Origin of the sequence: Alicyclobacillus fodiniaquatilis (assembly GCF_042678105.1) — a bacterium.
GTDB lineage: Bacteria > Bacillota > Bacilli > Alicyclobacillales > Alicyclobacillaceae > Alicyclobacillus > Alicyclobacillus fodiniaquatilis.
The window spans coordinates 1-26423 of record NZ_JBHUCX010000014.1 but is presented as its reverse complement, the minus strand read 5'-3'; the positions used below and the strand labels follow the sequence as shown (position 1 = coordinate 26423).

Genomic DNA, 26423 nt, shown 5'->3' with positions numbered 1-26423 from the left:
AATGCCGGATGTCCTGTTTCCTAGTCTCGTAAGATATGATAAATCGGTTTCACGAAACACTGTGCATTGGGGGAATTTCCTTGATTCAAACACTTCAAACGGTTCCTGAGGCTGTAAACGAAAACCAAACATTAGCGTCCTATGTTCGGCAAGTCCCACATGTACTCCCAACCATTCAAAGCCAAGCGGTCCATAACTTGTTTCGCACAACTTCTGCGGAGAGCATCGTCGTATGTGACGAATTCCTGCAGGTCCAGGGTATGGTCATGAAGACCCACTTTTACAAGGAACTCGGCCAACGTTTCGGCACTCAGCTATTTCTCGGCAGACCGATTGCATTACTGATGGACAACCGTCCACTCATTGTCACCGCCCATATGAATCCAATGGAAATCATAGACCTTGCCTTATCTAGAACGGAAGAAAAGTTCTACGATGCTGTTGTGGTGACGAAAGACGATAAGTTTTTCGGAATCTTGACCATGAGGGATATTCTCGGGATGTCACGGATCATGCAGCAACTATCTGAAGGACTGAGGAAAGACACATTAACCCGTGCGAAGGAAATGGTTGAACGCATCCGAGCTTTGGTATCTCAAGTTGTGGATGCGACTGATGAAGGCAGAAACGAGTCGTCGCGAATGACGATGTTTACGTCGGAAGGGCGCCAAGTGATAGAAGAAGTGAACACATCGCTGAACACCTTCCTCACGCTCAATCATCATCAACAAGCGCAAATTGATGTCCTGGCGTCCCGCATTGAGAGCATTCAAGAAATCACTCAGATTATCTCCCAGTTTGCTGGCCAAAGCCGTCTTCTCACATTGAATGCTCAAATTGAAGCGGCTCGCGCGGGACAATATGGTCGCGGGTTTCGTGTGATTGCAAACGAGATCGGACAGCTATCCGATCTCATACAACGTAAAGCCATTGACGTGGACACCATCACTTCACAGATTGTCCAAGATATCCGAGATATCTTGAAATTCAATGAGGACACACGAAGAATGAGCGGCCAAACATCAGACGCTGTTGAAGTGGCACTGCGTGTATTCAATGATTTATTCGAATCTGTATCAACGCAAAATGGCAATGTAAACATGATTCGGGCATACGCGAATGATGCGTACGCAGGGTCAAATGACGTCACGAGATCCATCGACCAATTGACGCAGGCAATAGATGATAACCCTTCAATTTAACCAAGCACCGGGTTATCATCGCGATTTATATCTTTACAAAAGCGTTGCATTGTCACGACCTGATAAAAAACAGTCCACCACCAAATTGGGCCGACTGCTCAAAATTCATACTCGACCAGAGTGGTTCATAGATATATCAATCCTTTTTTTGACTCATTCGATTGACATATAAATCTCAGTTTCAAGCTTACTCTCGTCCTCAGTCCAATCCCCATATATCTCCATACTTGGGCAAGTAGGCGTCAATCCCATCTCTTTAAGCGTGGCGCTTATTCCGTCATAGACATTCCCTAGTTCACTATACGGCCCAATGTGTTTCCAATAAGCGTATTTCTGAAGCGTGACCTGCCTTTTTTCCAAAATGGTCTCTGGTTCACCTGACAGTTCAACTCCGGAAAATACAACGTCTCCACAGTCATACACTACATGATTGATTCCTAAGTGGGCCAATTGTTTTGCCCTGACCTCAGTCCAAAGTCTGTCCATAAGCTCAAACATCGTTGCGCGATATTCTGTATCGGCATCATGAACTTTCGAAAAACCATATAACGTAAAGGTTTTTGGCTGTGAGACTACATCGATATTCATTGGCAGGCTCCTTCTCCTCAACTAATTCGATTCCATTATACTTGTGCATACACAGAAATTGATGTTTTTTTGATTGTTCTTGAGTATTTGCTTGAATATGTTGGATCGTTTCAAGCCGCGTGTGATCGCACACATCAAGGCAGCGTGTGAGACAATCTTTCAAAGGGATGATCTTTCCTCCCTAGAATACATAACTCACAACTCAACGAGTCTGAAATGATGACAACCGACTTGATTTGTCATAGCTACCAATTGAAAAGAAGGGCGGAACCGCGTATGGATATGATAGGTGAATGGCAAATCTCGGAGTCTGGAAAGTCTGTCTTAGAGTGGTTGCTTGATTCGGATCCTGCGATCCGCTGGCAGGTGATGCGCGACCTACTCGATGCGCCGGAAGACGTCGTAGCAGCCGAACGGGCCCGCGTCGCCACCGAAGGCTGGGGCGCACAGTTGCTGGGCAAGCAGGAAGCCGACGGCCGATGGGAAGGCGCAGCTTGGAACCACGGGTGGAACTCCACGATGCATGTCCTGTGGCTACTGTGCCACATGGGTCTTGACCCCTCAAGCGATGAGGCATGGCGCGCGGTGGGCATCGTCCGCGACCAAGTGACGTGGCAGGGGTGTGGTCCTCTGGAGTGTGACAACAACCTCTTCTTCGCTGGCGAGATCGAACCCTGTATCAACGGGCAGGTCGCGATGGTTGGCGCCTACTTCGGCCAGGACGTCCACGGTATCGTTCATCGGCTACTCGGCGAGCAACTACCCGACGGCGGCTGGAACTGCGAGGCACCGAGCGGATCGACGCGCTCGTCGTTCAACACCACAATCTGCGTGCTTGAAGCACTGCTCGAGTACGAACGGGCCGACGGCGGGACACCGGAGGTGACCGCGGCCCGTCTCCGCGGACAGGAATACCTTCTTGAGCGACGGCTCTTCCGGCGACTATCAACTGGTGAAGTGATCGAGCGAGATCGCAAGAGCGGTGCCGCGTGGACGCGCTTCAGCTTCCCGACATGGTGGTACTATGACGTGCTGCGTGGACTCGAGTACCTGCGCAGCGCCGGTGTCGCGCCCGACGAACGGGTGGCCGAGGCGATCACGTTGGTCATGTCAAAGCGCGACGGCGACGGACGGTGGCCGCTCGATGTCCGGTATCCCGGCGTGATGCCAGTCGAGATGGACGAAGGCGAAGGTCGGCCAAGCCGGTGGAATACGCTTCGCGCCATGCGTGTACTTAAGTGGTACGGGATGCGTGGGTAAAAAGTCTTGGCTTCAGCGCACGAGGCTGGTGCTGACACGTGCACACCGTACGCCCCTACGGAGACAGCTCAGGGGGCGTACGGTGATGTTTAGAGGTGTTCACGCTATAATTCCATTCAAAAGCTGCGTCAACAGTTGAAACTCCATTTCGTACCCCCCACGCCCATTCAAGCGAGGTCCTTGAGTTTATTGCAAATCGCTTCCGTGACTTCCTGCGTGGTCGCCCGCCCGCCGATGTCTGGTGTTTTGACACCCTCTGCAGTCACATCCTGGAGGATATCCAGCAGTTTCTGCGCGATATCGGTATCCCCAAAGTGATCTAACATCATTTTCGCAGTCCAAATCTGTGCGATGGGATTGGCAATGCCTCGTCCATAAATGTCTGGCGCTGATCCGTGAACAGGTTCAAACATCGATGGGTAGTTGCCTTTCGTGTTGATGTTGGCCGCTGGCGCGATTCCGATACTCCCCATGATTGCCGCACCAAGTTCACTTAAAATATCGCCAAATAGATTGCTGGATACGACCACATCAAAGATCTCAGGTCTGGTTACAAAAAATGCACTTAAGGCGTCGATATGATACGCTGCTGTTTGCACGTCGGGGTATTTTTTGGAAACATCTTCGAAGACCTCGTCCCAGAAGGGCATCGTATGGACAATTCCGTTTGATTTCGTCGCGCTCGTTACGTGGCCTCTTCGACTTTGCGCCAGTTTAAATGCGTAATCCATCGCTCTTTCGGTAGCTCTTCTTGAAAATATCGCGTTTTGAATCGCGAGTTGATCTTCACCTTTGTGGATTCGTCCGCCAATTTCACTGTACTCGCCTTCGCTGTTCTCTCTCACGACCATCAAATCGAAATTTTTTGTATGCTTAAGTGGCGATTCTAGCCCCTTAAAATATGCGGCCGGACGAATATTGATGGACTGTTCAAACTCTCGACGAATTTTGATCAATAACCCCCATAGGGAGATGTGATCCGGAACACGTTTGGGATCACCAATTGCGCCAAGAAAAACGGCTTGAAAGCCTTTTAGAATGTCGATCCCGTCGTCGGGCATCATTTTGCCGTTGGCCATGTAGTAGTCACAATTCCAAGGGAAACTTGTAAATTTGAAGTTGAGGCCGCCGTGTACATCGGCCAGTGTACGCAGCACCTGCAGCGCTGCGGGCACAACCTCATTTCCAATCCCATCACCAGGTATGACGGCAATTTCATACGTCTTCAAGCAGTTTCCTCCTATAAGTCAAATTAGGTCATCATCGCTATTTTGAGTAGGGTCGCATGGTCATCAAGTGTTCCACTTTGATTATCATCTTACTTTATCGCTTCCCTTTTGTGGTCGAAGTTTCGTAAAAATGCACCGTATACATCCACGTATGACCCCGACAAAAACTCGTATAATATACGAAGACTATACAAAACCAAAAAGATTGGGGTTAAGTCTGTTTGAAACGCTGCAAAATTGCGTTTGGGCTGCTTGGCTCACTCATCCTTGGTGGTGTAGACACAGCGTATGCCAGTCAGTTGACCCAAGCGCAAACACAAAAACGGCTGATTCAAAACGAGATCTCGCAAAATCAACAGCGAATCACACAGCAAAAGCAGGCCGCTGCTTCCGCCATCAACCAAGCACAGCAACAGCAGCTCACAGTGGACAACTTAAATGAAAAAATTGATCAAAATGAAACAGAGACAGCCCAAATCACAGCTGTGATTCATTTGCAAACTAAAAAAATCCATCGCACGGAAGGAGATTTACAGCAAGACCGCTCCGACTTAGTAACTATGTTACGCACACAATATGAAAACGGACCGGTATCCTATTTGTCTGTGCTCTTTGGCGCAACCAGCTTCAGCGACTTTGTTAGTCGTTTTCAGATACTCTCTTATGTCTCTGAAGGTCAAAATCATTTAATTCATGAGACTGAATCTATGCAAAAGCAGCTTTTACTTCAACAGGAGAGTCAGAAAAAAAATTACAAGCTGTTGGTCCAAAAAACACACGCACTCTACGACTTAAAACAGCAAGCAATCAGCGAGGAAGAAAAGGCACAAGCGTCTGCAACGTTCGCACAAAACCGTGCAAACGCTTTGACGCAGCAGCAACAATCCCTCGCAAAAAAATTAAACTTAACACAAAATGAGATTGCCCGTCTCAAAGCAGAAGCCAGACAGCAAGAGGAAATTTTACGGAGCCGCAGCAGTTCGTCGTCTGTGGTCGTTCCTGCACTTCGATATCAGCCAATTTCTCCGCAAAAGCTGTACGCATTTGTGAAGATGAACGGTTCCGCATTTACGCAGAGCGACATTGACACCATTTGTACAGTGGCGCGATCATATGACGTAAATCCGGTACTGATGGTGGCGATTACCGGACAAGAACTCGATTTTGTCCAAAATGGGACGCCGTATGAATCGTGGAAGCTGGAAAATCCGTTCGACGTGTTTGGCAGTTGGGCACTCTATCATACGACAATCGCCCAATCGGCGGCGTACGCCGCGCAAATCGTTCAGGTCAAACTGTCCGTTGCACCGCCAAGCGGGGAAGACGCAATTATTTGGATCAACGATCCAAAAAACGGCGCAGGAAGCGGCGTGTATGCGACAGATCCCAACTGGGCGTATGGAGTTCGCTCGTTTTTCAATGAGATTGAGAGCTACGTTCAATGAACGAGTTGGTTTCAATGATGGGGTTCCGCCGAATGGTTGATACTTTGGCGGAACCCTTTTTATCTCGCAGTGTACGCGTTAATTGCATGGGGCATTGCCAAGTTAGTAACGATCACGCGAGTGGACAGATAACGCCAGCATTTTTCCCCATTTGGGATATACGATAAGCGCCGTAATCAATTCTTTACACAAAATGTATAATCCTTTAATCAAATTTCCTCACTATATTCATATCGGCAGCCTACACTTGTTTTGGCGGGAACGGCAGAGTGATCGTCATCGTCCGGCAGCGTTGAATTCGGGACTGTTGGACAAAACAAACGCGGTGAGGTGTATCAGTTGGCTGTCATACTAATCTGTATCATGATAGGAGCTACCCCGTTCGCAATACTTTGGAATTCTCACATGAGCAAGAAAAACAGTGATGTCCCAATCGACTTTGTGGTGTCCCTGATACCATATGAGTACATCCGTATGCCTAACCACGCACATTCAGAGAACTACCTAGATTAAATCCTCCATAGGATGATTCGTGGTATTTCCAATTGCGATAGGCATATGAAATATACCTTTCCAACCAGATTTCAGATGCTCGCACCACGCGAAATGCGTGGGCGGATTAAGATGAGTGTAATGGATGATTGATGATACGGCACTGTAGCAACTCACTGTAGCAACTAAAGGATGAAACCCGTGATCCCGCGATGAACTTCAATCCGGCAGACGAAATTTATCAATGATTTCTTCCACTTCACAGCATTACCCCACATCAACTATCAGCAGGAGCCATGTCTACCTTCTTAATGACTTTTGCACCAAAACACTGTTCATCCACTTGTTTGGAAAAACTGCCTACACTTCATCAAACACAAATGTAACCCTTTACATTGAGTACTCACCTCATTACAATACTAGTATGCGAGTATTCTAGTATTCTCTTCGCGAAGTGAATGAAAGCGGAATCACGACATTGTTCAAGGGGGAAACAGAATGAATCGGTCCAAGAAGAGGTTTCTTGCAGTCGCATCCGTCAGTTTGGCTGCCATAGCCACACTTGCAGGCTGCGGAACGAACAATGGAAATCAGAGCAAGGGAAACTCTAGTTCTAAACAGGAGAATATCACCTTTGCCTGGTGGACAAATCCGAGTCGCACGAAAATGACAAAACAGGCTGTAAAACTTTTCGAGAAGAAGTACCCCAATATTCACGTAACAATGGAATATTCACCTTGGAATGGTTACTGGACAAAAATGGCGACTGAGGCTGCCGGTGGTAGTCAACCGGATGTGATGCAGATGGACGCCTCCTACATCAATCAATATGTCTCGAAGAATCAGTTGATGGATTTGAGTAATACTTCGATTGACACATCAGGCCTGAGCCAAAACACGGTAAAGTTGGGCGAAGTCAATGGTAAGTTGTATGCGGTTCCAGTTGCGATTAATGCGATTTGTTATATTTACAATCCAGCGATTTTGAAAAAGGCGGGGATTACATACGATCCCACGAAGAGCTATACTTGGGACCAATTCGCCAACATCCTCATCGAAGTTCACAAGAAATTGCCAAATGTTTATGGGGCCACAGACGACATCTGGCAAGAGGCGCCGTTGGCCTACTGGGCTAGAACGCACGGCGAGTCCATGTATTCCGCAGACGACAAATCCATTGGCATGACGCAACAAACCCTCGCAGCTTGGTTTCAATATTGGTTGAACCTCCAGAATCAAGGGGGTGTTCAACCTGCACAGGAAAACTCCTCCTGGGATCATACGAACCAACAGGAGAGTCCGTTTGACAAAGGGCAAGCGGCGTTTACGTACATGTTCATCGGTGAAGGTCCGCAATATCAACAGGCGCTTGGCGGGCCAATTCAACGTATTTTGTACCCGGAATGGAACCTGCCGAGCAAGCCTTATATGCTTCATCCAGCCATGTATTGGAGCATTTCCTCAACAACAAAGTATCCCGCTGCGGCTGAGAAACTGGTCAATTTCCTTGAGAACGATCCACAGGTGTCGAAGATTTTCCAAAATGACCGTGGCGTGACGGCGAATGTGAAGAATATGCAGGCAGATGCCCAAGCGCTCGGAGGCACGGTAAAAGTGCAAGATGAATTTATGAACAAGGTGCAAAAGGTCTCCAGCACTGTGCCACTCGACCCGCCGAATGCAGGGCAATTGACCAATTTGTTGCAGACGATTGGGCAGGAAGTGACGTTTAATAAATTGACGCCGAGCCAAGCTGCAGCTCAGTTCATCCAACAAGCGAACCAGATTCTATCTCAAGGCAATAGCTGATTTAAAGTCAAACTGCGGGTGTGGCACTTGTGAAAAGCGACTGAAAGGTGCCGCACCTCAGGAGGAGTTGGAAAATGGAAGCATCCGCACAGACTGTTGAAGAGTTGAACCGTGTTGGACGTCGGCGTACAACGGCCCGGAACGGACAAAACGCAGTTGCGTATGGATTTATGACACCTTGGCTTTTGGGCATGTTGTTTTTGACCGCAGGATCGATGCTATTCACGCTCTATCTCTCATTCACCAACTACGACCTACTGAGTCGTCCACACTTCGTAGGAACGAGCAATTTTACGCAGTTGTTTTCGGACCGCAACTTCTGGACATCCATTCGCGTGACCTTAATTTACGTGGTCGCGTCTGTACCAGCCAGAATGGTCGCTTCCTTGCTTGTGGCGACACTGCTCAGTAAACAGGTCAGGGGAATCGGCATCTACCGTGCGCTCATTTATCTGCCGTCGTTGATTGGTGGAAGCGTCGGAGCTTCGATTGGATGGAAAGAACTCTTCGATCAAAATGGTCCTATCGATTCTTTTTTACACTTGTTTGGCATTCAAGGTCCGGTATGGTTGGGTAATCCCAATACGGCGATTATTGTGTTGGTCTTACTCAGCGTCTGGCAGTTTGGTTCGGAGATGGTCATTTTCTTGGCGGGTTTAAAACAAATCCCTAACTATCTTTATGAAGCAGCGACGATTGACGGTGCAAATCATTTTCAGCGCTATATTCGGATCACGCTTCCCATGTTGTCCCCCATCATTTTCTTTAATTTGCTGATGGGGACCATCTCCTCCTTCATGGTGTTCACCCAAGTGGAGGTCATTACGGACGGAGGCCCTATGAATTCGACCCTGTTCTACGTCCTGTATCTATACCAGCAGGGCTTCCAATATTTCCACATGGGTTACGCTACAGCGATGGCCATCGTTCTGCTGGTGATTGTCGCGCTTTGTTCCGGGTTTATCTTTTTGACCTCAAAGTTTTGGGTCAATTACGATGTATAAGGTGGTGCATTATGGGAGCCTCTAAATCTGTACTGCGAAGTGGTGGTCGTCACATTCTTCTGATTGTGATTTCATTTATCATGATTTATCCGATTCTATGGATGTTCTTCTCATCCTTTAAGCCGGATACGCAGATTTTCTCAACGACAAAATTATGGCCTACGACGTGGACATTCCAACACTATATTGATGGCATTACAGGGGCGTCTGGCGTCAGCTTCGGACCGATGTTCCTCCATTCGTTTGAAATTTCGTTCGTCGTCGTGATCGGATCGCTGTTCAGTTCTGCGCTGACTGGATTTGCGTTTGGCAGACTGCAGTTTCATGGGAGAAAATTTTTATTCGGGTTCATGTTGGCGACGATGATGCTTCCAGCACAGGTTGTCCTGATTCCGCAGTATATTATTTTTCACAAATTCGGGTTGATCAATACCTTTGTTCCACTGATGCTGCCGAGCTTTCTCGGGACCACGCCATTTTTCATTTATCTCATGGTGCAATTCATCAGGGGATTGCCGAAGGATTTAGATGAAGCAGCCGTGATTGATGGATGCAGCACATGGCGTATGTTTCGCTCCATCATCCTTCCGCTCACGCGTCCGGCTATCATCACAATTTCGATTTTCGCCTTTTACTGGACTTGGAATGATTTCTTCGGCCAGTTAATTTACTTGAATAACCCTAACCTATTCACGGTGCCGATTGGTTTGAATATGTTCATGGACAACATGGGCAACAGCCAGTATGGTGACTTGTTTGCAATGTCTATCATATCGGTCATCCCCGTGATGGTCATATTCGTCATCTTCCAACGCTATCTAGTAGAAGGAATTGCAACACATGGCTTAAAGAACTAAGGCGCATTAAGCGAGTGTCTTTCGGTTAGGAAGTTGATAAAATGAGGATAGAACTAGGAGGCATGCGTAACATGATTAAGGTTGCAGTAATCGGCGCAGGGGCAATCTCGACCAGTCACATCGAGGGATATTTAAACTTCCCGAGTGACTGCCAAATTAAGGCCATTTCAGATATTTACGTGGATAAAGCGACGAAGCACATTGAGGGCTACAAACTGGATGCCGAAGCTTACAGTGACTACAAGGAATTATTGAATGATCCGTCGATTGACCTAGTCTCCATCTGCACCCCGCCTTCCACCCACGCGAAAATTGCGATTGATTTTCTGGCATCCGGAAAAAACGTATTAGTCGAAAAACCAATGGCTGCTTCCTTGGAAGAGTGCGACGCAATGATTGAAGCAGCGAAAAAAAGTGGTAAGTTGTTGTCCATCGTTGCCCAAAACCGGTTCCAATCATCGTGGATGAAGTTGAAAAAGATACTAGATGAGGGCGTAGCAGGTAAGGTCTTGCATACACAAGTGGATTCTTTTTGGTGGCGTGGGCACAGTTACTACGATCTCTGGTGGAGAGGCACCTGGGAAAGTGAAGGTGGCGGATGCACACTGAATCATGCGGTTCACCATATTGATGCGCTCCAGTGGATGATGGGCCTTCCCGTCGAGGTGCACGCGCTGATGGGCAATGTTGCACATGATAATGCAGAGGTAGAAGACATCTCACTGGCACTTCTGCGCTTCGCATCTGGCAGTGTAGGGCAGATCACCAGTTCGGTCGTACACCATGGTCAAGCGCAACAATTGGTGTTTCAGTGTGAGCGAGCGAAGCTCTCGACACCTTGGCAGTTATATGCATCCGCTTCCAAAGAAAATGGCTTCCCGGAACGTGACGAACAGACGGAATCAGCGATTCAGTCGTACTATGACAACCTTCCTGAAGTAGCCTATGAGGGACATACCGGTCAGATTGAGAACGTCCTTCGCGCTATGAAGGGAGACTGCAAACTCATTGTCGACGGTGAAGAAGGACGAAAGACGCTAGAACTCATCGTGGCCATCTATCAATCAGCTTCCACGGGCGCGTCAGTTCGACTGCCTTTAGGATCGGATGATGCATTTTACACAAAGGAGGGACTGATGGCGTCTGTGCCGCACTTTTACGAGAAAACCGCATCCGTCGAACGATTTGAAAACAATGAAATCACGACCCGCGGAAACTGATTCAATTCGGAGGGCAAAATGGCGAGACCGAATCGTTATTTTGCCCTCCTGACGCCGTTGGCGCTGTAGGAGTCCCAACTCGTTGGAATTTATCGAACTATGTGACATGAGAAAAGAGGTATACCATGAAGTCGCTCAATTTAAAGACGACTCGGAAAGGCCTGGGCGAATTAGCGTATGAAGCGGTCCTTGATTCGATTATTTCATTGGAATTAAAACCAGGCCAAATGGTATCTGAGTTTGAAGTTGCATCACACCTGGGTGTAAGCCGTACACCTATCCGTGAGGCCTTTCGCATGTTAACAATGGAGGATCTGATTGAAGTTCTTCCACAACGCGGCGCAAGGATTGCTCCGATTTCTGTACGGAAGGTAGAAGAAACACGTTTTGTTCGCGAGTGTTTAGAAGTGAATGCTTTCAAAATTGCAGCTCAGATGTGGGATGCGCACACGGAACGATTCAAACAGCTTGAACATCGGATTCGGTCCCTATTCCGTGAGCAGAAACTGGCCCTCCAACAAGGTGAGCGCGTGCAATTTCTCGAACTTGATGAGGATTTCCACAGGATGATATTGGAACTTACCGAGAACCAAACTTTGTTGACGATTGTAACCAATATGCGTGGACACCTGAATCGCGTCAGATACCTGTCTCTTCAGGAACTCTCCACGATGGCGGAGCTGGTGAATGAACATGAAGCGATTTTGAATGCAATGATATCAAACGATGAAGACATGGCCGGTAAGCTGCTGGAGCACCATCTCCGGAAACTGACGGACGAACTCCCACATATCGCGGCAGCAAATCGTAGTTATTTTGTCCCTTGAAGCAGATGTAGTTTCGCGCAAGATAGGTCTTGTGTGCGAGATCAATACGAAACGATGTCTCGATAGAGACAATTACCATTTCAGGAGGCGCAACCAATGACGAAAGATGGCATGTTTTATGCACCAAAAGGGAAGGCGGCACCAGTCTGTGGAGAAGGAGAGTTTGTCTTCGCTGTGATTGGGCTAGATCATGGGCACATTTATGGGATGTCCAATGGGCTAATTGAAGCAGGCGCCACCCTAAAATGGGTATACGACCCAGACCATGAAAAGGCCCAACAATTTGTTGCAAAGTATCCGCAGACTCGTGTTGCCCGCTCTGAAAACGAAATATTTCAGGACGAGCGCGTTCGATTGGTTGCGGGCGCGAAAATCACGTCTGAACGGGCTGCTCTCGGAATTCGCGTCATGGATCACGGCAAGGACTACTTTACAGACAAGGCACCGTTCACCACATTGGAACAACTTTCGCTAGCACGAAATAAGGTAGCGAGTACAGGCCGCAAGTACATGGTGTATTACAGCGAACGATTGCATGTGGAAAGTGCCATTTACGCTGGACAGTTAATTGAAGAGGGCGCGATCGGAAGAGTGCTTCAGGTTGTAGGCTTCGGGCCGCACCGGCTCAACGCAAACACCCGGCCGACCTGGTTCTTTGAAAGAGAAAAGTACGGCGGCATTTTGTGCGACATTGGCAGCCATCAAATTGAACAATTCTTGCATTTTGCCAATGTGAAAGACGCCAAGGTAGCACACAGCAAAATCGCCAACTATCACCACCCGCAGTTCCCGGAACTTGAGGACTTTGGCGATGCGACACTCATCGGCGATAACGGCGCTACCAACTATTTCCGTGTTGACTGGTTCACACCAGATGGCCTCAGTACATGGGGGGACGGACGGACTTTCATTCTAGGTACGGATGGTTATATCGAGATCCGCAAATACACGGATATCGCGCGCCATAACGGGCAAGACCATGTTTACCTAGTCAACAACGAAGGTGAGTACCACTTTGATGTTCATGGAAAAGTTGGCTATCCGTTCTTCGGTGAGTTGATTCTTGATTGCCTGAACCGAACGGAAAATGCCATGACACAGGCGCACGCTTTCAAGGCAGCACAATTGTGTCTGGAAGCGCAAAAACTTGCAGTGCGCGTGGAGTCATGAAAGCAAGCGGCAGCAGCCTCTTGCGCTGTTGGCGACGTTCAAGACATGATATAGGGTTATACAATGTGGCGCTTAGTGATTCGTTCCGAATTCGCTCCAAATGATTCTTGAAATCCCTTCAATCGTATCGATTCCATATTGTTCTGTAGGATTGCTGATGGTGTAAACCGCAATCACGTAGTCACGTCCGTCACCGTTTATATAACCTAAGCTATTGATCCGCCAATCTGACCAAGTTTCAGGTGACCAACCATTCTTCAGCGCTATGGTGGCGTCAGGGGCAACGCCCGCACTGACCCCCCAGCGTTGATCCGCTTCGACGTTTTCCATTAGATTCAGTCCGTACGCTCGTTCGGAATTGGTTAATATGTGATTTGGATATGCGAACAACTCCATCGTTTTTAACATGTCTGAAGCTGTCGTAGTCGATAAGCCCCATGCATTGTTAGCGACTGTATGCGACATCCCAAGTTCACTCATAAACGTTTGCATCGCTGCTGTTCCGCCATTTTCTTCCCAAAGATCTGTGGCGGCATCATCATCGCTATTTTCAATCATTGTAGTTAATTGCTCCTGTTGCTCCTCCGCCAGATTTCCATCCGTCTTCTCCAACGTCTCGGCCATAATCGGAACTTTTACTGTGCTGGCAGGACAATATACAGCGTCGCCATGATAGCTATACGTCTGCCCTGTATTTTTGTCATAGATGGCAACAGATACGTCATCACTGCGCGTTTTTAGAAATTGATGAAACTGCGATCCAAATGGATTAAAATCGGCTTGCGTAACGCTATTTTCGGTATCTTTAGTAACTGTATGCATCGTTTGTTTAATCACCTTATCTGGCGTGTCTGCAGTAGATTTACCTGTCGCTTGCGAGCGCCAAAGGGTTAAGACAATTCCCAGCGTCCCAATCATAGTGAAAACAAGGCCTAATCTTTTTCCCATATCTCCACCCGTTTCGTGAAACTAAGTTCAGGGTAGCCGTTTGACATTGAAATAAAATCGATTATTGAATCATTTTTGATATGGATGAAGGGATTTTGTTTTCACATCTATGGGCGCTTGAGCGCTGCCCTGTGCGTGAAGCGCCACAGGTGAATCCATGCCTTTGGCCCGAATTCACCCATGCTATATAGAACAACCATTTTTATTCAGGGAAGAACTTATGCTGCGGAGAGAGGCGTTCGCACAAAGGGAGCTTCTACTTCAGTGATATCGCACAAATTTATTCCATTTCGTTCTTGTACTTTCCTGTCCTTGAACGTCACAAGAAGTCGATACTTTGGACATATTCGACCAGATTGAGATAATGCTTGGCGATCACGTCAAGCATTTGGGGCTAGATAGTTGAAACCACTGCATCGTCCACTGCCGGATCGCCGATTCGGAAGGACTCGAATCATGATGTCGCTGGGCAGAGACAACTAGCCAGCATTTCTCATATTGTTGCTCAGAATCCACGATTAAATTTTTGTAAAAGCGCTACAAACGTTTGGCGTTCCTCTGTAGTCCAATCCTCAATAATCTTTGTCATTCGCGTTCTTCGGACCTGCTTATAAAGATTCAATTCCTTCTCGCCTAATGCCGTAATCTCAAAGGAAAAGGCCCTTCCGTCTACTGGGTCAGGCACACGCACCACATACCCCTTTTGTTCAAGTGCTGTCGACTGTCGGCTGATGGTTGAAACATGCAGTCCAAATTGTTCGGCCAAGGCTTTTACACCGGTGGGTCCGTGAGTCACGATATGATTCAGCAAAAGATAACCGGAACGGTCGAGATTACTGTCGTTTTTGTACGTGGTGAACGATGTCACATGGCGTACAAGCGCAGCGAGCTCATCAAGTAAGTTTTTCTCAATTGAGTCGTTGTTCACCATGTGCTATACCTCACTACCGATAACAATTTGTGGAACAACCCCATTCAAGTTAAGTACGTTAACCACATACTAACATATCCATCCTTCATGTAGTTGACGCAAAACAATTTTGTTGTATGATGGAACTATGAAATTGTATCATGAAACTTGGTGAGACGCTATGGGGATCAAAGCTTGACACCGCTGGAAATCGGCAATGTATTTAAATTATTCCTATAGGCTGACGTTTCACGGCAATGCTCCTAAATGATGTGTAGTTTAATGACTTGGAGGGACTTATGAATAAGGACATAGCACCTGAATCTTCGGGCGAAACACGGCCTGCTCAAGCGAGCTTCTTCCGCCAACCAAAGGCTGTCTGGGCTGTTTTTTTCGCGTGCGTCATTGCATTTATGGGCCTTGGATTGGTCGATCCCATTCTCAAATCAATTGCTGCGGGCTTGCATGCGAGCACTAGTCAAGTTACTTTGCTGTTCACCAGCTACAATGCGGTGATGGCTGTGGCCATGTTGATTACTGGCGCCATTTCTTCGCGACTTGGAGCGAAATGGACCTTGATATTGGGCGTGATCGTCATTGCCGTGTTCTCCGCGCTGGGTGGGCTCTCCCATAATGTATGGCAGGTGATTGGCTTCCGTGCTGGTTGGGGATTAGGCAATGCCTTGTTCGTGGCGACCGCCCTAGTTGCTATCATTTCTCTATCAAAAAATGGAATGTCAAAAGCAATCATTTTTTATGAAGCTGCGATTGGCCTTGGCATATCAGTCGGACCGCTACTCGGGGGATGGCTTGGTGGGTTTTCCTGGAGAGGGCCTTTTCTTGGTGTGGCGTCGTTGATGGTGATTGCCTTTCTTGCAGTGGTCATTCTAATGCCATCCATCAAACGAGGGCCTTCGAATAACCGAGGCACATCCATCGCCGAGCCATTTCGTGCGATGAAACACCGCTCGCTCGTTGTCTTCGGAGTTGGGGCAGCGCTATATAACTTCGGCTTCTTTTCCATCCTAGCTTACGCGCCATTTGTCATGAATCTAGGCGTTCATCAACTCGGATTTGTATTCCTTGGATGGGGCGTCTTACTCGCCATTACTTCTGTTTTCGTGGCTCCGAAACTCCAGCAATGGATGGGCACAGTGAAAGCCATGAGCTTAATGCTTGTACTGTTCTCGGCCTTGCTCTTGAGCATGGGTATTTGGACGTATGTGAATTGGGTGCCTATTGTCATGGTGATTATTTCGGGTGCACTCATGGGAAACAATAACACATTAATAACGACTGCAGTCATGAATGCAGCGCCCGTGGAACGCTCGACGGCGTCGGCCGCTTATAGTTTCCTTCGGTTTTTGGGTGCAGCAGTAGCGCCATACTTGGCAGGTAAACTTGCGGCTTGGTTCAATCCCCACGTTCCGTTTATCGTCGGATCCGTATTTGTATTTCTGGCGGTCGTGTTTATCGGATTGAATCTCGATCACGTTAAGCATGTTGACAAGGTAGCATCCCACTGATTGTGGGGTTAAACAAAGTGGTTCAATTCCTTTGATGGAGGGACTCAAGACCGCCTGGATGGCGCCTTTTGGAGGTAGAGAACCGTCCATCTCACCACATCTGCCCAAATGTTCAATAAAATCCAACCAACTGAATTGGATATTCGTGCAAAAGTAGCGAGACCTTCATCGAGGTCTCGCTGCCGTCAGTGCGACTACGCCATAGTATATTCCCAGGTTAAAGTCATCCCCTAAAGATAACTGTGCTCAATCCGTAGTTAAAAAATCATAAAGTGCAGGTTGAGCGGCTAATACTGATCCCGTGTGATCATAGTCCTGCAACCGATGTAACTGTGCATGGGGAATGAGATTTGCCAAATAGTCGGCGTGGTGTATCGGGACAGCGTGGTCGGCTTCACTATGCCAAAACGCAACAGGAATATGAATTTCCTCTAGAGAAAGGTTCCAAGGCTGTCCGTAAAGTACGTAATCATGGATTGCACCTTCAACTTGCCGAGCGGCTTCAATGGCGAATTGCTTGAAAACTGGAACCAGATCATCCGAAATTAGTTCCCTATCTTTTTCTGGGAGTGAAGAGATATAGTACGCTGCAAATCGATCTGGATCAGCGTTGACCATGTTTGCTAACCGCTCCATGTATAGGCGTGCAGAATCGGGCCCCTCAAGACACATCTTTTCCTCTCCGGAAAGACCTTCCTGACCCAGGATGGAAACTGGGCCCATTCCGCATATGACCGCAACCTTTCGCACGTACTCTGACATTCTGGATGCACATGCGAGTGCAAAAGGCCCCCCGCCAGAAATGCCCACAACAGAAAAACGGTTTACGCCAAGCGCTTGAGCTAAAGCTTCAACGTCGTGACACCAGTCCTCAACTGTCCGTCCGGCTTTCGCATCAGACAATCCGTAGCCAGGTCGCTCCGGGACAATGATTCGAAGCGAAATCTGCCCTTTCTCAGCAATAGATGCGAGCCGAGTCGCATAAATATAGTAACGAGATCCTGGCGTTCCATGAAACATGAAAACGACTTCGCCATCTTTTTGACCATACTCCACATATCCAAGGTTTCTTCCATCAGATAGCGTTATGGTATGTTCCTTCATACTCATAATCCCTCCCCTTCAACTCGTTTTTTTTATTCTGCAAGGACATATCCTGGACCTTCCCCCAGCGTACGGACACCAGGACTACGTCCTGCACCACTGACAGCTTGCGTTGATACCACCAAAACCTTGCTTACGCCAAACACTTGCTGGGTGATTTGATCACGCTTGAACATATTATTCACTCGCCATACCAGTTGCACCGACGATGGCTGTTCTTAGTTTACTCAATTTTTTCAACCCTTCCAACATGCCCATATTACACTGATACACTGGAGTTCGCTTATTGAGAGATTCCGTCTTGTATGACCTTATTTTTCTTACAGCATATGACCCGGTGTCCATGACCACTTGGGTCATCTACCTCGTTGAAAAGTACTTGGCAATTCTCCTCTGCTAGTATGTCTTCGTATTGTCGTTTGGACAATGAACTGTAGTAAAACTTTTGCCCAAACATCTCTGAGACTAATTCGCCACGATGGCCACCTGTCGTAAATAGTGCTACACCACTTGGTCGGAGTGATCGAATCACTTTTTTAAGGGTATCTATCTGCTTTTCTAAGGGGATGTGAAAGAGAGCGTCCCATGCCAATACACCATCAAAGTTGCCATTTATCATGCATGAAGTAATGTCAGACGTGATAAAGGTTACTTCAGGGAGCATTTGTCGCGCCTTCTCTAACATTTTAGCTGATATGTCTAACCCCGTTACGCTTGCTCCACTGGATACAAGATATCTTGTCAACGGAATCCCCGTTCCACAGCCTATGTCCAGAACACTAGGTGGCTTTAGATGATTCAAGTGACGAGGTATGAGGGAAAGGAATTTATCAACATAATTTAGTCCGATTGTTTTGGACCGTCCCTGTTCATAAAAATCTGCAATCTTATCATAATTCTCACGAATTTCATCAGGCGACATACTGGCAGTCATTATGACGAGGCTCCCTTCACTCTGCCTATTACGATCAGTCCAACGACGTGCTTCTGTCGACTAAACCGCGTTATATTTGGTTCTCTAGATTTCATTCCTTTCCTGCTCGCTCTGTTTCGCAGAACGTCGGTTCTTATGACATCCATATTAAGCGTTCAACGAAGGTTTTAGCGAAATCTGCTCACAGACATCCTAGATTGTCTGCAAGTCATAAAATCCCGGATAGAATCCGTATCGGTCTCGTTAAGCTTCCACCGCGTCCGTCAGTGTTAGGCCTTCGTTGCAGTTATCCCATTCAAGACGTGTCCGCGAATGCATTATTGAGCGTTCTTGACCCACGAATGTCCACCCAGACCCAATATTTAAAAACAAATTGACATCCCATCCAACAAACAGTGCCCCTACAATTTGAAGCCAAATGCCATGAAAGTTCCTTTGCTTTCTATGACTGATGACGTGAATCGCGACCAGCACACCCGTCAGGATATCGCCGACAATTGAACCCATGATTATTGCCATTCCTAACAGCCGCACAGAACAACGCTATTATTTGAACAATGGAGCAGTTTTTCCATCGGGAAGCACCATCGTCCATTCCGAATACGGAAACAAAGTTTGCTTGAAAGGTAGTATCATGTGCCAGACGGAGAGCTTGCCAATACGTGTCATGTAGGTTTTTCCGTTATGGTGATACACGATTTTTTTGATTGGAACCATAGCTGTACCCCAAACGAACGTCTCTCCATCAAAACTAAATGGCTCAAAGTCTACATTGTAGTTTTGTATTGAAAGACCAGTTACGGCGTTTGAAATTCCGTGCACATGCCATCCCCAGAAGTCCTTAGTCATGTACCATGCCGTGAATGAGTTCCCCTGACCAGACGGAGTAATTAAGACGACCCCTTTGGCGAACTTCACTGTTTCGAACGGTCCCACACCTGGGCTATTTGCGGCTTGTGCCTTTTCTGGTGTAGCATGAGTGAAATACACATATCCCCAATCAACGAAAAACGCCGCGATGATAAGTACGGATATTCCGACGAACCACTTCCACTTCGACCGTTTCTTCAAAACTGTTCCTCCTGTTATATTGCAAGTAAACAGGCTTAAGATATTCCTCCATTGGCATATTGACCCTTAATTCATAGTAGCAGAATCCAGAATGAACTCCAGTTCACTTTCGCGCACTTAGATACATCAATCGACAGCATCAACTAACTCATTTGTCGATTCGATAGTGACTGATCCCTGTTCACACTATCACACCTCCACAACAATAAGACGCTCGAGCCTCTTCGCCCGTTCGTACCTTCTCAGTTATCAAATGGACGCAGAAATAGGATTTTTTCAGTGTCCTCCATCTTACATTTTTAATTTGTTATGACGATAAATGCCACAAGTTATCCGATCACTTCGACATCAATGTCGAAAATCGGAGAAAGGCAATAGCCGCCGTGACAAAGAAACCGTGATAAACATTCTCTCCCTGAACCCTTTCACCCAAATTCAAATCCCTGTACTATGTAGCTGTCAAATCAATTTCTTTCCTAGAAGAACAGGGCACGTTTTTGGGTGAAAGAAGAACAATTTTGTCGTGTGTTTTTTTCATCTTTGATCGGGCATTGTCGGAGATCCGTTGACTTGTCGGGCTTTTCCGCATCTTGTTTCCTTCGATTTTTCGTCCTGCACTTCATCATCAATCCCTTTCCCCTGCACTAAAAAACACAGGCGAATTCAGACTTTTGACCCGAATTCACCCGTGCTCTACGGAACAACTTATTTTACTGGGGAAGAACGGCGTTTTGCGAAGCTATCTGTGGGTTATACCTGCGGATGTCATAAACAGATGCTTTTCACTCATGAATTATAAGAACGATCTGCCACTATATATAACAAAGAATGTCACAAACCAGAATTTTGATAACATCAAATGGTACAATCCGACGGTTGTTGAGCCAACTCTTCAAGTACCGTACTATCAGTATCCTTTTCTAGGATTGCCTGCCTTACTTCCCGAATACGTTTGTATAGGTGCTTGTTCCTATATAATGAGCTCTCTCCATCCAAGCTCCTGGACAATGTTGGGGAACGATGGGGAGATTGCATTTTCTTAGAACATCCTGAACAGTGGTAACGTTCCCAGTTTGCCAGATACAGATGATGTAGTCCATGGCCGTTGCCATCACGATCTCAGTATGTAGTTGGCGTTCCAACTGCATCTCATGGTAATCGCGTATAACCTTGGTTATACCCCTACTTCTCATTGTCTCAGGGGCGACCCCAATGCGCCCAGAAACCATCTTCTGTCTTTTGCTCTTGTTTTTTAGGAACACAATACAGCTGTGTTTCTTTCGTATGGGTACCAAGACGGTTATCTGTTTAATACTTTTTCACAGAATTCCTCTGGCATAAGCAAATATGCCAGAGGTCTTTCTTTTCATGCATGTTAACAGGTCCTGAAACACTTTGCTTGTAATTGCATCAAAATAACTAAAAGTAAAATCATCTAACTTGTCTCACTAAAACCCAAGCAATAAAGATCATAACGAGCGCGCAGACAGTCATCAGCACGATCATTAAATTCAATTGGAACTGCTTCTCGTCCATTTCTTTATTTGAATTATCCGGTTCTCGAGACTCATTCTCAATCTGAGTAATCTCTTGCTTTTTCAATGTTAAATCATAGGCTTCACGCTCATATGGATCCGACAGGACACGATAAGCATGGGTAATCGATTTGAAAACTTCCAATGCGTGCGCGTTTCCCGAATTCTTGTCGGGGTGCCACATTTTCGTCAGCGCATGATATCGTCGCTTGACCTCCTGCATGGAGGCATTCTTACTTATACCCAACATGTCGTAATACGTTGAATCTAACCGATTTTTACACAAGCCACATACAGCCTGATGGAGCTTTTCAGAGTTTACCCTGTTCACTGTATGACAATAAGGACAAACGTGGATTTCTTGACCTTTATTATTGTCCATCAAGTACACATCCGTTAACCGTCAATGGTTACTGCGTCACTCTTCTTTGCCTTGCATCGAACGCAGTGCCGAACGGTACAATTCATCTTCGCTCAGATTTTCTGGTTGTGCTGGCTTATCGGATTCTGTTGATCCATCCGGTTTGAATTTTTGACGCAAGGCCATCCGATAATGTCCGTCGGGCATCTTGTTGTCAGAACTCGTACTTTCTGAACGAGACAGCTCCTTGTGACGTGGCTGACGATTCGTCTTTTCAACAGCCATCTCTATGTCTTGAACTGGTGTTTCCAGCTCAACAGCGACTGCTTCTGTTTGTCTCGCCTCTTGTTGTTTTTGTTCCATCCGGTTCTCGTCATTGGCTTGTTTGGCACTTTCTTCACGCTTCATGACGCGAAGGTTAAAAACGATGAGTAGTATACAGACAACGACGATTACAAGGACAAATACGGTTATAAAACCCATTTATGTCATCCCTTTTCAAGAGTACTTATCCCACCATCTTGGCAGTAATTTCAGCAACTCTTCTCCCTAAAGCTCTGCCCAGAGCCAAATCAGTTTCAGTCGGCATATTTGGCGGTGCATCTTCAGAAAATTCAACCGGGCAAGTAATACCGACCCCATAGTAAGAACCATACATCACATTTTCCGGAACATTCGATGGTAGCCCCACAATAATCATGCCGTTATGCAACATCGGCGTGATTAGATTCCAAAGGGTCATTTCGATACCGCCATGCACAGTCGCTGTCGTACAAAAAGCAGCGCCAACCTTGCCCACCAATGCGCCCTGTGCCCAGAGATAACCCAGTTTGTCGATCCACTGTTTAAGGTCTGCGCTGATGGTTCCAAAATGCCCTGGGCACCCCCAGATGATGGCATCTACGTCAGTTAACTCTCGAATATCGGCTGTATGCACATGACGAAGAAGGACATCAGTCCCCGTTCCTACCTGTGCACCTTCGGCAACCGCTTTAGCCAATGCCTCTGTGTGACCAATTTCACTGTCATACACTACATATATTTTCATCATGCATCCCCCGTCTAATTAAAACTGGTAGCATCTCGTGTACATTACTTGTGTATACGAACGGTTGCACTCATACCTGGTGCTAGACCGCTGGGCACCCCTTGTAGAGTAATCGTAACTGGAATCACTTGCGTTACTTTTGTAAAATTGGCATTCGTATTTTCCGATGGGATCATAGAAAATGAGGAAGCTGTCGCTAAACCAATCTGACTGACAGTGCCTGTAATGGAGGTGCCAGGAAATGCATCTACATAAACGTCGACACTGTCGCCAACTTCAACATTTTGGATCTCAGTTTCTTTGATGTTTGCAGTGACATATAGTTTGTTCATGTTGTACGCAACGGCAAGCGGCGTTCCAGCAGCGACAAATTCATTTGTTACGGCGTTATTTTGAGCAATCGTGCCATCTTGCGGAATTTGGACATTGATATCCTGAGTCTTATTACCACTTGTGATTTCGACTTTCCCAACCGTTCCCCCGGAACTGAGGTTAGTTCCAACTGCACCATTCCAGGATACAAGCTTTCCCGTTGCCGGCGCAGAAATCGTGATCTGTTGTCCTGCTACCTGTGCATCATCTGTCTTTAAGTACAGCGTCGATTGATTATAAAAGTAGTAACCAGTAAATCCCGCAATGATAATCACCAAAATCAGTACGACGTTCACGATTAACAAGCGTCCAGATTTCATATAGATGATTCCTCCTAATCATTCGTGTGATATAAGTGAGTCCATACTTAGTGTCACTCAAGTAAAAGTTTTTGCTTATCTTCCAATCCTTTATTGGATTTGCTGCGTCTTTGTTCTCGAATCGCTCGTTCTTTCTTACTTGCGTAGAACAATACGAGTATCAAAGCAATCGCTGTTAAGATTGCCGAAATCATAAAAGAATCGTCCATTCCCGCGACAGAGGCTTTCTGCTCAATTAATCCGTTCATCATGGACATCGCAGCTTGCTTGGCCGCTTGAAGTGACATTCCATGGGCTTCCATCAACTGCTGAATCTTCATCATATACTGACCCGATGCTGATGTCGGAGTCACTTGCCAGGACAAATGCGCAGCATGAACTGTGGTCTGTGTGGTCATGTAAACAGTGAGGACGGCTGTTCCCAATGAAGTAGCAACCTGCCGCACGGTATTTGATATCGCAGTACCTTGGCTTGTTAGTTCGAACGGAATCGTATTCATGCCAGCAGTCATAATCGGCATCATCGTCAATCCCATGCCGGCACTGCGAATGATATACAACCATTGGATAGTCGCCGAACTCGTATTTACCTCTAAAGTTGTAAAACCAAACGTTACCAATGTGACAATTATTAATCCGATGATGGCAAGAGGTCGCGCACCAATTCGGTCAAATAGGCGGCCACTAATCGGCATAAGCACGGCCGAGACCAATGCACCAGGCGTCATAAAAAGCCCAGTACGTATAGCCGAGAACCCTTGGGTATTTTGGAGGTATATCGGGAGAAAGAAAATACCCGCAAATAGAGCAACGAATATCAGTGAACTAAGGATCAGACTCATACTGAACATGTAGTTCTTCAGCACCCGTAATTGGATCATTGGGTCTTTTACCGTTAGTTCCACAACCACCAAAATACACAAACAAACAACACCTATCCAAAGGAAGGTTTCAACCTGTGCCGAACCCCACCCATCAGAGGTCACATTGTTGAACCCATACAGTAGGCTTCCAAACCCAACCACAGTGAAGATAAATCCCAAAAGATCAAATTTACCTTTCGCTTCATGTGGGAATTCGTGCATCGTTAACATACCGAGTAGAACAGCCACAATGCCAATTGGAACATTGATGTAAAAGATAAATCTCCAAGACCAATAGTCGACCAGGTACCCACTTAATGCCGGCCCAAAGGCAGGTGCGGCCATCATAGCGATCCCAAATATCCCCATCACTGCACCGCGTCGATGTGGAGGGTATATACGGAATATCATGGACATAGCGACTGGCTGCATCAAAGCTCCACCAAGAGCTTGGAGTATTCGAAATGTAATCATTGAGTCGAGATTCCACGAAGCACCACAAAGGGCTGAACCAATGGTGAATGTAATTAGGGAAGATAGAAACACTTTTTTAGCGCCAAACTTATCCGTTAGCCACCCAGAGATGGGAATTAGCATACCAAGGACAAGCATATACGCCGTGATAACCCATTGAATTTGGTCTGTGCTTGCGTTCAAGGCAGTCTCCATTTTTGGGATCGCCACATTGACGACGCTCGTATCCAAGATTGCCATAAATACTCCGAGAATAATAATCGTCATCTGTAGCGCTGGCGACTTAATGCGGTCTATTTCATACACTTGGTTGGCTGTTTGTTGCATGAACAAATCACCTCCTGTTTAAATTAAATCCATATAAGTGGGATCTTTTGAGTAAATAGTTACTCATTATTTTTTGAGGAAAGCTTATAAAACTATCCCCTCTTCACCTCCTCTAATTTTCCCCCATCGTGTTACTGACACCATGAAGAAATATATCGACCATCTTTCGGATTTCCGATTCATCATCCCCGGACCCACGAAGTTCTTTAATTGATTGTTTTATTGTCACATGTGCAAATATCATCCCTATAAATACCTTCTTGGCCTCTAAACTATCCACTTTACGAAAGGTGCCATGTTCGATTTCTGAATCAAAAACTTTCTGTGTAGCCTTCATCATACTTGGAAACATCTTCTTACGAATTGGTTCAAGCAAATCGGGGTGAAACATAGCTTCAGCAACCATCGTTTTGACCAAATTTTGACGTTCATCAATGAGTTTAACCAGGTCCAGGGCAAGTTTGGTCAGAGCCTCATCCACAGGCGTCTCTGGTCTGGAAGACAAGAATGACTCAATTCCTTTAAGGATGAATGGGCGAGTTACAAATAGGAAAAACGGCATAAGCATACCTTGTAGCAAATCTTGCTTGGTCTTAAAGTAATTAAAAATGGTTCCTTCCGACACACCTGCTTCTTTGGCAATTTCACTTGTACGACCGGCACTAAACCCTTTTTCGGAAAACACTTTAATTGCAGCTTCAATAATTGCCCAGTGTTTTTCCGTAAAGTTCATGTCAATGCCAAACTCATTCTTTATGTCCTGAATCTCAGATTGTATGTTTTCGAAATCAGTTCGGAGAAATGGTTCCTCGTCCGTTGTCATCACTATACCCCCTTTCATGATTGAGTGCTCACTCATAATACTATGCTCAATCGATTGAGTCCACCACAAAAATGAGAGACGAACATTTTGTAGCATTTCCATTAGGGGGGCCCCCCATGGATACCTCCAACAAAACGCGAAAAACCTACTTTAATACAATTTACGGGTGAACAGTACCTATTTTCTGTACTATAATCCATTTGAGAAGCACTCACCGCGATTTTTACGACGCTTTTTCGGGTCTTTATTTCCTTCCGAACTTTTGCTCTGAGTTTCCCCCGCCCTAATTTTTCGTCCTGCCCTTCACCCTCAATCCTTTTCCCTGCAACGCAAAAACACGGGCGAATTCAGGCTTTTGACCCGAATCCACCCGTGCTGTAGGAACCAACTTATTTTGCTCAGAGTAGAACTTATTTTGCTAAAGTAGATCCGCATTTTTCCGCCACAACCCCATGTAGACTTACAATCAAGTCCTTACATGGCTCGTCAGTATCGACGGGCTTTTTTTTAATCCGAGATTCCCGATGTTGACAATTCAAGTTGTTACCTAAAGGTCAAAATCCGTTAAAAACAAATGATAACCGAGGTGTACAGTTACAATTAGTCATAATGAACGAGGCCGGCCCCATTTCGTAAGCACGTGGGTTACACTGAATTTGGGATAACCAGTGCAGAGCCACAATACGAAAAGGAGCCGGTTATAG

At 46.4% G+C, this 26423-nt stretch carries 24 protein-coding genes; 10 read left to right on the top strand and 14 right to left on the bottom strand.

Annotation, left to right across the window (positions count from 1 at the left end):
• Positions 1–80: 80 nt before the first annotated feature.
• Positions 81–1202 carry a methyl-accepting chemotaxis protein gene (locus ACFSB2_RS04395; protein ID WP_377941576.1) on the top strand — a complete coding sequence of 374 codons (1122 nt, stop codon included), beginning with the start codon at positions 81–83 and terminating at the stop codon, positions 1200–1202.
• A gap of 153 nt (positions 1203–1355) precedes the next feature.
• Here the strand turns inward: ACFSB2_RS04395 and ACFSB2_RS04390 are convergent, their stop codons facing one another.
• Positions 1356–1790, bottom strand: coding sequence for a GyrI-like domain-containing protein (locus ACFSB2_RS04390; RefSeq protein WP_377941575.1), 435 nt, complete (start codon positions 1788–1790; stop codon positions 1356–1358).
• 276 nt (positions 1791–2066) lie between these two features.
• On the opposite strand from ACFSB2_RS04390, the gene ACFSB2_RS04385 reads away from it, so the two are divergent.
• Positions 2067–3050: a prenyltransferase/squalene oxidase repeat-containing protein gene (locus ACFSB2_RS04385; protein WP_377941574.1), complete on the top strand. Its 984-nt coding sequence runs from the start codon at positions 2067–2069 to the stop codon at positions 3048–3050.
• 167 nt (positions 3051–3217) lie between these two features.
• Here ACFSB2_RS04385 and ACFSB2_RS04380 read toward each other — a convergent pair whose 3' ends face one another.
• Positions 3218–4279 carry a tartrate dehydrogenase gene (locus tag ACFSB2_RS04380; RefSeq protein WP_377941573.1) on the bottom strand — a complete coding sequence of 354 codons (1062 nt, stop codon included), beginning with the start codon at positions 4277–4279 and terminating at the stop codon, positions 3218–3220.
• 221 nt (positions 4280–4500) lie between these two features.
• On the opposite strand from ACFSB2_RS04380, the gene ACFSB2_RS04375 reads away from it, so the two are divergent.
• The 7 genes from ACFSB2_RS04375 to ACFSB2_RS04345 all read left to right on the top strand — a co-directional run bounded on the left by ACFSB2_RS04375 (position 4501) and on the right by ACFSB2_RS04345 (position 13103).
• Positions 4501–5724 (top strand): murein hydrolase activator EnvC family protein, encoded by a 1224-nt coding sequence (locus ACFSB2_RS04375; RefSeq protein WP_377941571.1) that lies wholly within the window; start codon positions 4501–4503, stop codon positions 5722–5724.
• A gap of 990 nt (positions 5725–6714) precedes the next feature.
• Positions 6715–8025 (top strand): ABC transporter substrate-binding protein, encoded by a 1311-nt coding sequence (locus ACFSB2_RS04370; protein WP_377941570.1) that lies wholly within the window; start codon positions 6715–6717, stop codon positions 8023–8025.
• Positions 8026–8099: 74 nt separating this feature from the next.
• Positions 8100–9029, top strand: a complete 930-nt coding sequence (locus ACFSB2_RS04365; protein WP_377941568.1) for a carbohydrate ABC transporter permease — start codon at positions 8100–8102, stop codon at positions 9027–9029.
• A gap of 11 nt (positions 9030–9040) precedes the next feature.
• The gene (locus ACFSB2_RS04360) at positions 9041–9886 is read left to right on the top strand and encodes a carbohydrate ABC transporter permease (protein ID WP_377941566.1); all 846 of its coding nucleotides are present in this window, start codon (positions 9041–9043) and stop codon (positions 9884–9886) included.
• Between the two features lie 71 nt (positions 9887–9957).
• Positions 9958–11106 carry a Gfo/Idh/MocA family protein gene (locus ACFSB2_RS04355; protein ID WP_377941564.1) on the top strand — a complete coding sequence of 383 codons (1149 nt, stop codon included), beginning with the start codon at positions 9958–9960 and terminating at the stop codon, positions 11104–11106.
• Between the two features lie 125 nt (positions 11107–11231).
• Complete coding sequence (locus ACFSB2_RS04350; protein WP_377941562.1) at positions 11232–11933, top strand: GntR family transcriptional regulator; 702 nt, start codon at positions 11232–11234, stop codon at positions 11931–11933.
• A 96-nt stretch (positions 11934–12029) separates the two neighbouring features.
• Positions 12030–13103: a Gfo/Idh/MocA family protein gene (locus ACFSB2_RS04345; RefSeq protein WP_377941561.1), complete on the top strand. Its 1074-nt coding sequence runs from the start codon at positions 12030–12032 to the stop codon at positions 13101–13103.
• A 72-nt stretch (positions 13104–13175) separates the two neighbouring features.
• Here the strand turns inward: ACFSB2_RS04345 and ACFSB2_RS04340 are convergent, their stop codons facing one another.
• Positions 13176–14051 (bottom strand): serine hydrolase, encoded by an 876-nt coding sequence (locus tag ACFSB2_RS04340; RefSeq protein WP_377941560.1) that lies wholly within the window; start codon positions 14049–14051, stop codon positions 13176–13178.
• Positions 14052–14556: 505 nt separating this feature from the next.
• A complete protein-coding gene (locus ACFSB2_RS04335) occupies positions 14557–14982 on the bottom strand; it encodes a MarR family winged helix-turn-helix transcriptional regulator (RefSeq protein WP_377941559.1) in 426 nt (141 codons plus the stop codon).
• 278 nt (positions 14983–15260) lie between these two features.
• On the opposite strand from ACFSB2_RS04335, the gene ACFSB2_RS04330 reads away from it, so the two are divergent.
• Positions 15261–16487 (top strand): MFS transporter, encoded by a 1227-nt coding sequence (locus ACFSB2_RS04330; protein ID WP_377941557.1) that lies wholly within the window; start codon positions 15261–15263, stop codon positions 16485–16487.
• A 246-nt stretch (positions 16488–16733) separates the two neighbouring features.
• Here ACFSB2_RS04330 and ACFSB2_RS04325 read toward each other — a convergent pair whose 3' ends face one another.
• From ACFSB2_RS04325 to ACFSB2_RS04280, 10 genes are all read right to left on the bottom strand, one after another.
• Positions 16734–17591 carry an alpha/beta fold hydrolase gene (locus ACFSB2_RS04325; protein ID WP_377941555.1) on the bottom strand — a complete coding sequence of 286 codons (858 nt, stop codon included), beginning with the start codon at positions 17589–17591 and terminating at the stop codon, positions 16734–16736.
• Positions 17592–17623: 32 nt separating this feature from the next.
• Positions 17624–17767 (bottom strand): hypothetical protein, encoded by a 144-nt coding sequence (locus ACFSB2_RS04320; RefSeq protein WP_377941554.1) that lies wholly within the window; start codon positions 17765–17767, stop codon positions 17624–17626.
• A 107-nt stretch (positions 17768–17874) separates the two neighbouring features.
• Positions 17875–18525, bottom strand: a complete 651-nt coding sequence (locus ACFSB2_RS04315; protein ID WP_377941553.1) for a class I SAM-dependent methyltransferase — start codon at positions 18523–18525, stop codon at positions 17875–17877.
• Between the two features lie 546 nt (positions 18526–19071).
• The gene (locus ACFSB2_RS04310) at positions 19072–19596 is read right to left on the bottom strand and encodes a hypothetical protein (protein ID WP_377941552.1); all 525 of its coding nucleotides are present in this window, start codon (positions 19594–19596) and stop codon (positions 19072–19074) included.
• A gap of 1431 nt (positions 19597–21027) precedes the next feature.
• Entirely contained in the window at positions 21028–21513 is a 486-nt protein-coding gene (locus tag ACFSB2_RS04305) for a DnaJ domain-containing protein (RefSeq protein WP_377941550.1), read from the bottom strand.
• 36 nt (positions 21514–21549) lie between these two features.
• Entirely contained in the window at positions 21550–21975 is a 426-nt protein-coding gene (locus tag ACFSB2_RS04300; RefSeq protein ID WP_377941549.1) for a hypothetical protein, read from the bottom strand.
• Between the two features lie 25 nt (positions 21976–22000).
• Entirely contained in the window at positions 22001–22540 is a 540-nt protein-coding gene (locus tag ACFSB2_RS04295; RefSeq protein ID WP_377941548.1) for an NAD(P)H-dependent oxidoreductase, read from the bottom strand.
• A 44-nt stretch (positions 22541–22584) separates the two neighbouring features.
• Entirely contained in the window at positions 22585–23232 is a 648-nt protein-coding gene (locus tag ACFSB2_RS04290) for an HlyD family secretion protein (protein WP_377941546.1), read from the bottom strand.
• A gap of 53 nt (positions 23233–23285) precedes the next feature.
• Positions 23286–24896, bottom strand: a complete 1611-nt coding sequence (locus ACFSB2_RS04285) for a DHA2 family efflux MFS transporter permease subunit (protein WP_377941545.1) — start codon at positions 24894–24896, stop codon at positions 23286–23288.
• Between the two features lie 112 nt (positions 24897–25008).
• Entirely contained in the window at positions 25009–25821 is an 813-nt protein-coding gene (locus tag ACFSB2_RS04280) for a TetR/AcrR family transcriptional regulator (protein WP_377941544.1), read from the bottom strand.
• Positions 25822–26423: the final 602 nt, after the last annotated feature.